Genomic DNA, 11,400 nt, shown 5'->3' with positions numbered 1-11,400 from the left:
TTGGTTGGCATGGTGTCACTGAACCGAAGTACAGTGCTCAACCTGTACGCATCCTGATTGGATGCCCCCGAATTTATTCGGGGGAGGATGTCACTTAGTTTTTTCAGAAGAGTTACAACCATTGTCTGAGGCAAATAGGGATTCTGCCGGATGGGCGGCCGCCGACACCGGAGATATAATGGGGACAACTCCCAATCAAAACAACTCTCCGAAGGTGGTGGGGCGATGCGGCGCCGGATGGTAGTTGTGGCTTTGATTTGTCTGCTGTTGATGACCTGGATGATGCCTGTCGGAGGAACTCAAGCGGCTTCTTTACCAAAAGTAGATCCGATTTTGCAAAACGTGGGTCAATTGGCCAAGTTGACAGATTTGTCCCGGGTGCGTGCTGTCGTTACCTATTATGATCAACCGACGGCTGCAGATGTGTCGCTGCTTCAGGCGTTGGGGCTGAAGATACGGACATTTCGGCATTTGCCGATGGTGGCGGTGGAAGGCCCTTACGTACAACTGCAGCAGTTGTTCCAGCGAGGAGAGATTCGTTCCATCTACTATGACAAGCCCCTTCGGTACCTGTTGAAGGACAGCGTTCCGTATATCGGGGCGGATCGTGTATGGAACAATTTGGGTTATACTGGAAAAGGCGTCACTGTGGCGGTGATCGACTCTGGCATCGATGCGACGCATTCCGACCTCAAATTCGGAGACAAAACAATTCAAAATGTGAAGATGTTGTTGGGGAATTCGCTGTTCGGCGGGGATACGGTTTATCTCGAAAATGTGCAGAACACCGATACCACCAGCGGTCATGGAACGCACGTTTCTGGAATCATCGCGGGTAATGGTACGGCCAGCGACGGGACGTACAAAGGGGTGGCACCCGGAGCCAAGCTGGTCGGGATCGGCACGGGGGAAGCCATCACCATCATATGGGCTTTGGAAGCGTTTGACTATGTATTAGAAAAGAAGGATACGTATCATATCCGGGTGATCAGCAACAGTTGGGGTACGTCGGGTGATTACGATCCAAATGACCCCATCAACGTGGCCAGCAAGAAAGCGCACGATGCCGGTATGGTCGTCGTATTTGCGGCGGGGAACGAGGGGCCGGACAATAACACGCTGAACCCCTATTCGGTGGCGCCATGGGTGATCGGGGTGGCAGCCGGGACCAAAGACGGCAAGCTGGCTGATTTCTCTTCGCGCGGCGTGCCGGGAGATCCCTTGCTCCATCCGACCATCACCGCCCCGGGGGTGGACATCGTATCCACCAGATCGGCCACCGGTTTGGTGTTGAATCTGTTGGGGACCAAAAAAGACGTGCAGTACATCCCGCCTCAGTATCTGCCGTACTACACTACAGCGAGCGGCACCAGTATGGCCACGCCGCATATCTCCGGTGTAACGGCATTGATGCTGGAAGCCAATCCGCAATTGACACCCGATCAGGTGAAGAACCTGTTGGTACAGACGGCCCGTCCGATGAGCGGATATCAGAAGTATCAGGTGGGTGCGGGATATGTGGATGCGTATCAAGCCGTTGTAGCAGCGAAAAACGCACCGTAAAAAAGCGGGAAGAAAAAGAGACGCTAATCGCTGATGCCAAATAACCCAGGTTGCCGTAGGGCGCCTGGGTTTTACCCGTTTTGGGGCGAGGGAGATAACGATTTCATGAAAAATGGAGCGTCAGGGATGGATCGTCACCGATGTACCAATACCGACTCTTCGGCCAAGATCTTCTACGTCTTGGTTGTACATGCGGATACAACCCCTGGATACCATCTTGCCAATGGAGGACGGGCGATTGGTGCCGTGGATGCCGTAACCAGGTCGGGACAGCCCCATCCAAAGTGTACCGTAGGGACTGAGAGGGCCGCCCGGTCGACTGTATGGATAGGGAACCTTGTTGATGATTACATATCGGCCGACAGGGGTCCGCGTGAGAATTTTGCCGATTCCGATTGGATAGCTTCTGATCAGCGTATTTCCCTCATATAAAAACAGACGTCTTCTTGACAGGGAGATGTCAATTCTGGGCAAATTCAACACCCTCCTTTTACATCAGTTTATGTTCACATCAGTTTATGGGCGGAAGGGTGTCGGTGTGAGGGTGATGCCGATGAATGTATATGGAGGCATCCAAAACTGGCTGGTTTCTCCTCGCGTGGCGTACCGGGAAAGCGATTGGACAGTATTCACCAGATACGCTCTAATCACTAACATTTCTCGCGGAAACGAATTTTTTTGCTATAAAGGGCATGTCTTGTTGCTATTCTGAATTACTTGTAGACGTGCAAGTCGTTTTTCCATAAAAAATGAATAAAAATAGGCAACCCATTTGCTCGGGTTGCCTTTTATCCTTTTGCCGGCATATTGGCGGACGAGTTCTTCTCTTCGGCCAGCACCCGCAACGGCAGCTGCCAGCCAAAATAAAATGACATGGTGCGCAACATGACGATGGCGACGAACAGGGCATACAGTTCCCAACCTTGCCGTACCATTTTCAATCCGATCAGCAGGCCGATCACCATCGCCCAAATCGCGTAAATCTCGCCGCGAAACACGAGTGGTTTGCGGCCGGCCAGCACATCACGGATGATTCCGCCGCCGATCCCGGTCAGCACTGTGGCCGCGACGACGGCGACGAGCGGGTGGTGCGCCTGCACGGCATAAATTGCGCCTTGGATCGAGAAAGCGGACAAACCGACGGCATCAAAGAAATCAATCCACTTTTTATAGTTGTTGATCCAACGGTCCGGTGATACATAGGCCAACACAATGGCGATCAGGGCCGTTGTGATCAGAGCTTCCTGTTTCCACAACATATGGACGGGAAGGCCGATCAGCAGGTTGCGGATAATCCCCCCGCCGAAAGCGGTGACGAATCCGAGGACGAGTGCGCCCAAGATATCGTATTTTTCCTCCATCGCCACAATGGCGCCACTGATGGCAAATGCTGCAATGCCCATGATATTGAACACGTCCCACGTCATCTTCATCACCCCCATCCGTAAACGATCAGCATACCAATCTCCCATTATATTGACCGTTATGAAAGAATCAATAGGATTTTTTCGGGCAATGAAAATGGACTGAGATGAATACGTTTAAAGCGAAACGCCAAGAGGGCATCATTCGGTTTGGAGGAGGTATGAGGTTGCTACGGCGTTTGTGGTGGGTGTTGTACGGGCTCTTTTTCTTTTTGTATCTGGATCGATGGGTAGAATACGTCGATGACAAACAGGAAGAAATGTTGTCCGTTTCTGGCCCGTTTTACCCGTATTGGATTCCGGTGATTGTTTTTTCCTTATGGACAGGGGCGTTGATGGGGATTCCACTATTGCTTCGGCGCGTGGGTCAACCTGGTGTGTGGAAATGGAATCGGGAAAACTTCGTATTGGTGATCCCTGCGTTTATTTTCTCTGTTTCGCCCTTGTTGATGTACTCCCCGTCTTGGAGTGAAAATGTGATGAAGGTGTTTCCCTTTCTCGCCCGGGTGGATGTCTCCTTTTTCATCCTGTGTGGTGTAGTGAGTGGCTATTTTTTGATAGAAGGATGGGAAAAACGGGAGAGTGGGAAATCAAAATAGCCCCGGTCGGGTGAATGAAGCCGGGGAGATAAACGGGTCTGAAGTTCTCATCCTCTCTGGTCATGACTGATCATCAGCATGGTTTCCTTCGTTTTGTTCTTCCGACCATTTTTTTCGGTCCCACAAACGGAAAAACGGATAATAGATCAGCCCAGCCACCGACACGTTGACCAGCTGAAGTACCGCTCCCTTCCAACTTCCCGTCGCTAACCAGCCGCCGAATCCGATCGGTGTTGTCCAGGGCACCAGTGCGTAGGGACGCGGTACCCATCCCAATTCCATCGCCGTATAGGTGAGGGTAGTAGTCGCGATGGGAACGAGTACGAAGGGGATGATCAGCAGCGGGTTCATCACGATGGGCAGGCCGAAGATGATGGGTTCGTTGATATTGAACAGTCCTGGCGCAATGGCGATGCGCCCTAAACTTTTCAACTGGCGGGACCGGGCGAAAAACAGGAGCAGCAAGGTGAGTGACAAGGTGGTCCCCGTTCCGCCGATGTTCAGGAACAAATCAAAAAACTGGTTACAGACCGTATTGGGGATGGCGGTACCGGCCATCTTCGCATCTTGATTCTGCAAGGTAAGACTGAGGAAAACGGGAGCCATCACGCTGCCGACGACAGCGTCGCCGTGAATGCCGATCGCCCAGAGCAACCCCATCAACAAAGCGGAGATCAGTGCGCCGCTGAATGTGCCGCCCAGGTAGTGCAGGGGACCCGTCAACGATTGTTGTACCACTTGATGGATGGAGATGCCCCATGTGTGTTCCAACAACAGACGGACACCCCATATCACGATCATCACCAGCATTCCCGGAAGCAATGCTGCAAACGAACGGGCCACTGCCGGAGGGACACTGGCCGGCATGCGGATCACCCAGTCACGTCGGACGAACCAGCGGAGAATTTCCACGGTAAATACAGCCAGTACGATTCCGACGAACAACCCTTTGGAGCCAAGATACAGCACCGGTAACTGATCGTTTTGCAAGGGGGTTGCCAATAAAAATGCAATCAAACTGATGGTCGCTCCGGCCAGGGCATCCAACTTGTATCGTTCGGCCAGACGGTATCCGATCGCCAGTGTGGCGATCAGGGCCATCATGTGAATGCCCGCTTGAACCGGCATGAGTAGCGACGGACGATACGGATTCACCCACCGATCCAGTGCCGCGATTGGGGGGAATGCGAGAATCAGGAAGAAGGAACCGATGATCACAAACGGCATGACCGCGATCAAACCGTCACGAATCGCTTGGAGATGGCGCTGTTCTGCGATTTTGCCGGCGATGGGCAGAAGGGTCCGCTCCAACCATTGGATTAAGCGGTTCATCCATTTCCCTCCTCAGGGTGTTGGCAAACAGGCTAATGCTTGTTTGAGTGCCCGTTGCCCGTCAATCATGCCGTATGCGACCGGATCGATCACCGCGATTGGAATGCCGTTAGCATCGGCGATGGACTTGAGATGGTTCCATTTGTGACGGATTTGCGGCCCCAGCAGGACTACGTCGAATTTTCGCACCACTGAGGCAAACTCGTGTATGCCGATCGATTGGATGTCGACAGTCATCCCTCGGTCCCGGGCGGCCTGCTTCATCCGTTCCGCCAGCAAACTGGTGGACATCCCACCTGAACAACACAGCAAAATGCGCAATGAAATCAACCTCCGTATATGAATTGATTGGGCTTGGCCTAATTTAATATATGGACGGAATCCGTATTTATTTCCAAATAGTCGGATGATTGCTTGCAATCCGAGCGATAGATAATTAAAATTATTAATTAACAGGGAGTATTACGCACAATAATCTGAAAGCGGTATCAAGAAAGTGGATGGAGGTGGTAACCATTGAAACAGGATGTATTGTTGAATGCCGGTTGGATCGATTACGTGTTTGTCTTGATTTATTTCGTATTTGTGATTGGGATCGGATGGATGTTGAAAAGCAGGGCCAAAACGGGGGAGGACTTTTTCCTGTCGGGACGCTCGATTCCGAGCTGGATCACCAGTTTGGCTTTTCTGTCGGCCAATCTGGGGGCGTTGGAAGTATTAGGAATGGCGGCCAACGGTGCAGAATACGGTTGGATGACCACGCACTTTTACTGGATTGGGGCCGTACCGGCGATGTTGTTTTTGGGGTTGTATATGATGCCGTTTTATTATGTCTCCCGTGTGCGGTCGGTTCCGGAATATCTGAAATACCGTTTCAATGAGGCGACCCGTGGACTGAATGCCATTTCCTTCGCGATTATGACAGTGTTGGTCTCCGGGATCAGCCTATACTCGATGGCATTGATTTTCCAAGTGTTGGTGGGCTGGTCTATCAACGTCAGCGTGCTGGTCTCGGCATTGGTGGTGTTAATTTACGTGGGACTGGGAGGATTAACCTCTTCCATCTACAATGAGGTCATTCAGTTTTTCCTGATTTGGCTCGGGTTATTGCTGATCCCCATCCTAGGCCTTCACGAACTGGGCGGGTGGGATGCGATGATTCAGCGTCTGCCGGAATCCTTCGGTCATCTGTGGGCAGGTTTGGACCATCCCGAACATAATGCGATGGGGATTCACTGGTTGGGTGTTGTGTTGGGCTTGGGTTTCGTATTGTCGTTCGGTTATTGGACGACGGATTTCCTCGTGGTGCAACGTGCATTTGCCGCGCGGGATTTGCGTTCGGCTCAATTGACACCGATCTACGCATCGCTGTGGAAAATGCTCGTCCCTTTTCTGGTGATCATCCCCGGCTTAATCGCAGCGGTGCTGTTCCACAATCTCGGTAAGCCCGGAGGACCCAGTTATAATTTGGCGTTACCGCTGCTGATGGAACGGTATTACCCGCCGGGAATGCTGGGGCTCGGCTTGACGGCGATGTTGGCCAGCTTCATGAGCGGTATGGCAGGAAATGTGACCGCTTTCACGACGGTGTGGACGTATGACATTTATCAGGCATACATCAAAAAGGACGCCAGTGACGAGCATTATGTGAAAATGGGTCGTTGGGCAGTGGTGATCGGCGTGCTGATCAGTATTGGAACGGCTTATCTCGCCGCCGGTTACCCCAGTGTGATGGATTATATGCAGATGCTGTTCTCCATCTTCAATGCGCCGCTGTTTGCCACGTTCCTGATGGGGATGTTTTGGAAGCGGGCCACGCCGTGGGGCGGTTTTTGGGGCTTGGTTTCCGGCACCGCGGGTGCGCTATTGCTCAACGTGGCTCTGCCGGAGCACTTTTTCACCAGCCCACAGGAAGGTAACTTTTGGCGTGCCTGGTGGGCATGGGTGATCACAGTGGCGGTGACGGTGATCGTCTCGTTGTTCACCAAACCCAAAACGGAAGAGGAACTGAAGGGCCTGGTTTACGGGACCACTCCCCTGCCTTCGTATCAGGGTTGGAAATGGTACCAGCGACCGGGTTGGGTGGCAGTGGTAGCCACGGCGTTGTTGGTGGGACTCAATTGGTACTTCTGGTGAGGAGGGACAAGGAATGAGGCGTTCTTCTATTTGGCTGGATCTTCGCTTTTTGACGGGTGTGTTGTTCGTGATCTACGGGATTATGCTGATGGTGTACGGGGTGTTGTTTCACCCGCAAACGAAGATATTGACCGGGTGGAACATCGATTGGTGGTGGGGAATCGCCACCTTCGCCTTCGGAGCTTTGTTTCTTGTGGCACCGTTGTGGCGTACCCGGCGGGAGAATCGGAGATGAAGATGTCTGAATAATAGCGAAGGGCAGCCTTTTTCCGGCTGGGAGAACACGTTGCAAGAAGAGGGGATGTTTACCAACCAGACACGTCCTGAGGCGTGTCTGGTTATTTCTTGAAGCGAAGCTTTTCCGAGTGAGCGATTTTCTCAATCCCGACTAAGCGGTGAACCGGAGAAACTCAGGTTTGAGTCGCGGGCAAATTTCTTGTGAGCGAAGCGTACTTTTCCTGTGTCCTGCACTTCCGGTTTATTCAAGCGTCCTTGATATACTTCCAGAGAGATTCATGTTGGACGGATACGGGGAATATTTTGTGTCACCAACTTCTCCCTGCGCGACAGCCCGTGGTTGTCCGTTATAATGTAAGAGAAGAAATACGCAATGGGAGCGGTCGTATGATCAGAAACGCTTTTCGGCGCATCCGTCTCGAATACCTCAAACTTCTACGCACCAAGGGCGCACCGTCGATTGTGGCCAAAGGGTTCGCCCTTGGCGTCTTTTTGGAATTTATCACATTGCCCACCTTGGGAATCGCCTTTTTCCTGCTGTATCCGCTCAACTTGTTGTTCCGGGGCAGTCTGCCCGCCGCACTGATCGGGTACCTGATGGGCAAAGTGATTTTGCCCGTATTTTTGTATATCAATTATACGTTGGGTAACCGATTGATCGGCGGGAGCAATAAAGCCGTTGGTTCACCGCATTGGCATGATTTGACTACCTGGCACACATGGAAAGAAAAAGGATTGGCATTCTTCGTGGGCAGCGCCATCGTGGGAGCGGTGGTGGCTGTTGTCGGATACGTGCTGGTCTATTGGGCCTTGATATCCTATCGTCGTCGTAAGGAACGGCGGAATCGGATCTAGGGTGTGCCGTATCCGGGAAAAAATCCCTGTCACGGTTGCGCCCTTGACCGTATTATGGGCGATTGGTATGATGATCCCATATAAGGACAGCATAAGGTTATCATCATGGCATCATGCTACCGACTGAGGTCGGTTCCTCACAAGCGATCGGTCGACCGAGTCCCGTATCGCCAGGTCGAGCGGTACAGACCCGGTCTTTTTGTATGGAATCTTGCCTGTGGAAGGAGTATGTGGGGATGGACAAGCCGATGGAACGTGTGGTGGTACTGGATTTTGGCGGGCAATACAACCAGCTGATCGCCCGCCGGATTCGTGATCTGGGTGTGTTCAGCGAATTGCTTCCGTTTGATATCAAGGCGGACCGGCTGCGGGAGATGCAACCGAAAGGCATCGTGTTTTCCGGTGGACCGGCAAGCGTCTATGCCGAAGGGGCGCCCAAGTGCGATCCGGCCATTTTTAAGTTGGGTGTACCCATTTTGGGGATCTGTTACGGAATGCAGTTGATCTCGGCCCATTTCGGTGCCCGGGTGGAACGAGCCCACAAGCGTGAATACGGAAAAGCGGAAACCGAAGTGGTATCCGATTCTCCCTTGTTCCGCGACATGGACCGTCGACAATTGGTGTGGATGAGCCACAGTGATGTGGTGGTGGAACCGCCGTCCGGCTTCCAAGTGGATTGTCGGACCGAATCGGCGCCCGTGGCTGCGATGAGTGATCCGAATCGGCGCATCTACGCCGTCCAATTTCATCCGGAAGTACGTCACACCGTTAACGGCGACGAAATGATCCGCCGTTTCCTGTATGACGTTTGCGGATGCGAAGGGAACTGGAGCATGGAAACCTTTATTGACGACACGATCCGGGAAATCCGCGAGCGTGTAGGGGACAAAAAGGTGTTGTGTGCACTAAGCGGCGGTGTGGATTCCTCCGTCGCGGCTGTCCTGATTCACAAGGCGGTAGGAGAGCAACTTACCTGCGTGTTTGTGGATCACGGATTGTTGCGCAAAGGGGAAGCGGAGAGCGTGATGCGCACGTTCGCCGACCATTTCCATATGAACGTGGTCAAAGTGGACGCACGGGAGCGGTTCTTGCAAAAACTGAAAGGTGTGACCGATCCCGAGCAAAAACGGAAAATCATCGGCAACGAATTCATCCGCGTGTTTGAGGAAGAATCCGACAAGCTGGGGGAACATCATTTCCTCGGGCAGGGTACACTGTATACTGATATCATCGAGTCCGGTACTGCCACGGCGCAGACGATCAAATCCCACCACAACGTGGGCGGTCTGCCGGAGGACATGCGGATGGAGTTGATCGAGCCCCTGAACACCCTGTTCAAGGATGAAGTGCGGAAAGTGGGCGAAGAGCTCGGACTGCCCAAAGAGATTGTGTGGCGGCAACCCTTCCCGGGTCCGGGGTTGGGCATTCGCGTGATCGGTGAAGTGACGGAGGAGAAGCTGACGATCGTGCGGGAGTCGGATGCCATTTTGCGTGAGGAAATCCAGCGTGCCGGTCTGGATCGGGAGATCTGGCAGTACTTTACCACACTTCCTGATTTCCGCAGTGTGGGTGTCATGGGGGATGCTCGCACTTATGCGTACACGGTTGGTATTCGAGCCGTCACCTCCGTTGACGGGATGACGGCGGATTGGGCACGGATTCCGTACGACGTGTTGGAACGCATCGCCAACCGGATCGTCAATGAAGTGGACGGTGTCAACCGTGTCGTCTACGATATCACCTCCAAACCCCCGTCGACAATTGAGTGGGAGTGACAGAATAACGACGGAGCCTGATCTGGGCTCCGTTTTTTTTGCCTCTCATTTCTCCGTATGATGTCCGTTCATTTGCTTCACATTATAAGATGAAGAAACCGGAGAGGGTGGATGATGGGTGAAACGACGGCGGATCATGCGGAGATGTGGGTTGATAGCTACTGGATGGTTGGTAGGGTTGTTGCTTTGGCAAGGGACGGTGTCAGCCGCACCTTGTCCCCCGGTTACCCAACAGATCATTCAACTGGCACACGAGAAAGCGCAGGCGGTGAACAGACGGGATTGGGTCTCTTTTCGGCGTGTACTTCACCCGGATCGTCCGGTCTACATGCAAGAACAGAAACGTTGGTTCCAAGACGCAATCCGTTACGTCGATCGCGGTTCATACCGACTAGATGTCCTTTCGGTCATTCCGTACCGTCCGTATCAAGTATTGGCCTGGGTGGAGCAGTCTTATCGAAGGAAAGGCACCCGATATGCCGTCAAGTTTCCTCTCTTGTTTCAACGGACAGATCAAGGATGGCGTGATTCAGATTATCCGTTTCAGAACATGACGGGAACAGGCGTGATCGTACGTTATACCGACCGACGGTTGCTCGATCAGGCTACAGTGGCGTTGGAAACAGTGCAGCGGTCACTGGTACAGTTCCGTTCCAAATATGGGTGGACACCCGGACGCGATGTGGAGGTGAAGTTGTATCACCATCCGGAGGTATTCAGACAATCGGTCAAATTGTCACTCCCCATGTGGGCGGCCGGTTGGCATGAAGCAGGACAGGCGATCAAGTTCGTCGGTCTGTCGAATGTGGACGACTGGGAACCCTCGTTTGCCATGGGGATTGTTCACGAGATGACGCATCACATGATCAGTGAATTGACCAGTGACAATGCGGCATATTGGTTACAGGAGGGAGCGGCCGGTTACTATCAGTCCCATTTGCTCCCAGGATTGAAGGAGCATGAAGATTCGACGGGGTCGGTGTCATCGAGGTGGACGATCCGTGATTTGGAACAGCGCAATCTGGAACGGCTGTCGGATGTGGAAGCTGCCCGGTTCTATGCACAATCCCGTGATTTCTTCCGATTTTTGATCGACCGTTACGGAGAAAAGAAATTGCGACGGCTTTTTGCCGTCTTGGCGATGTTTCCCGTGATCGACCAAGATAGTTCAGATAAACTGGCGATCTGCAATGCACGCACAAGGAAAGCGGTGCAAAAGGCTTTGGGCCAAACGTTGGATCGGATCAGTGTGGAATGGGTCATCCACAAAAGAAAGGAGGTGGGAGATAAGGGGATTGAGAAAGGGAGCGGAACGTAGGATGTGTATGAATTTCCCGCGAGGTCAGGCGGGATTGTGTTCATGAAAAAAAGTGTTGACGAAACATGTCGACCGTGATATATTAATTCCTGTCGCCGATGCGGACGGGTTGTCCGGAAGGCGGCGAAAAAAATCTCGAAAAAAAGTGTTGACAAGATGAA

11 protein-coding genes are annotated in these 11,400 nt (G+C 52.6%); 7 read left to right on the top strand and 4 right to left on the bottom strand.

The genetic code is table 11. The features are described from left to right. Positions 1-225 precede the first annotated feature (225 nt). A complete protein-coding gene (locus tag NWF35_RS00055) occupies positions 226-1,563 on the top strand; it encodes a S8 family serine peptidase (protein ID WP_301237079.1) in 1,338 nt (445 codons plus the stop codon). A gap of 120 nt (positions 1,564-1,683) precedes the next feature. Here NWF35_RS00055 and NWF35_RS00050 read toward each other — a convergent pair whose 3' ends face one another. Together NWF35_RS00050 and NWF35_RS00045 are read right to left on the bottom strand one after the other, a co-directional pair. Further along, complete coding sequence (locus tag NWF35_RS00050) at positions 1,684-2,046, bottom strand: L,D-transpeptidase (protein WP_435873789.1); 363 nt, start codon at positions 2,044-2,046, stop codon at positions 1,684-1,686. A 305-nt stretch (positions 2,047-2,351) separates the two neighbouring features. Continuing rightward, positions 2,352-2,990, bottom strand: coding sequence for a trimeric intracellular cation channel family protein (locus NWF35_RS00045; protein WP_301237080.1), 639 nt, complete (start codon positions 2,988-2,990; stop codon positions 2,352-2,354). A gap of 164 nt (positions 2,991-3,154) precedes the next feature. Between NWF35_RS00045 and NWF35_RS00040 the strand changes: the two genes are divergently transcribed. Further along, positions 3,155-3,586: a hypothetical protein gene (locus tag NWF35_RS00040; protein WP_301237076.1), complete on the top strand. Its 432-nt coding sequence runs from the start codon at positions 3,155-3,157 to the stop codon at positions 3,584-3,586. Between the two features lie 60 nt (positions 3,587-3,646). On the opposite strand, the gene celB is transcribed toward NWF35_RS00040, so the two are convergent. Further along, complete coding sequence (gene celB / locus NWF35_RS00035; protein WP_301237075.1) at positions 3,647-4,918, bottom strand: PTS cellobiose transporter subunit IIC; 1,272 nt, start codon at positions 4,916-4,918, stop codon at positions 3,647-3,649. 12 nt (positions 4,919-4,930) lie between these two features. After that, the gene (locus NWF35_RS00030; RefSeq protein WP_301237074.1) at positions 4,931-5,239 is read right to left on the bottom strand and encodes a PTS sugar transporter subunit IIB; all 309 of its coding nucleotides are present in this window, start codon (positions 5,237-5,239) and stop codon (positions 4,931-4,933) included. 195 nt (positions 5,240-5,434) lie between these two features. On the opposite strand from NWF35_RS00030, the gene NWF35_RS00025 reads away from it, so the two are divergent. From NWF35_RS00025 to NWF35_RS00005, 5 genes are all read left to right on the top strand, one after another. Continuing rightward, positions 5,435-7,054 carry a sodium:solute symporter family protein gene (locus NWF35_RS00025; protein ID WP_301237073.1) on the top strand — a complete coding sequence of 540 codons (1,620 nt, stop codon included), beginning with the start codon at positions 5,435-5,437 and terminating at the stop codon, positions 7,052-7,054. Between the two features lie 13 nt (positions 7,055-7,067). Next, complete coding sequence (locus NWF35_RS00020) at positions 7,068-7,289, top strand: hypothetical protein (protein ID WP_301237072.1); 222 nt, start codon at positions 7,068-7,070, stop codon at positions 7,287-7,289. A gap of 389 nt (positions 7,290-7,678) precedes the next feature. Next, positions 7,679-8,146 carry a DUF2062 domain-containing protein gene (locus NWF35_RS00015; RefSeq protein WP_301237071.1) on the top strand — a complete coding sequence of 156 codons (468 nt, stop codon included), beginning with the start codon at positions 7,679-7,681 and terminating at the stop codon, positions 8,144-8,146. 236 nt (positions 8,147-8,382) lie between these two features. Then, positions 8,383-9,921, top strand: a complete 1,539-nt coding sequence (guaA, locus tag NWF35_RS00010) for a glutamine-hydrolyzing GMP synthase (protein ID WP_301237070.1) — start codon at positions 8,383-8,385, stop codon at positions 9,919-9,921. A 118-nt stretch (positions 9,922-10,039) separates the two neighbouring features. Then, a complete protein-coding gene (locus tag NWF35_RS00005; RefSeq protein ID WP_301237069.1) occupies positions 10,040-11,239 on the top strand; it encodes a peptidase MA family metallohydrolase in 1,200 nt (399 codons plus the stop codon). The last annotated feature ends 161 nt before the right edge of the window (positions 11,240-11,400 follow it).

Origin of the sequence: Polycladomyces subterraneus, assembly GCF_030433435.1 — a bacterium.
Lineage (GTDB): Bacteria > Bacillota > Bacilli > Thermoactinomycetales > JIR-001 > Polycladomyces > Polycladomyces subterraneus.
Note: the sequence above shows the minus strand (reverse complement) of the source record. Positions and strands in the feature narration are given on the sequence as shown.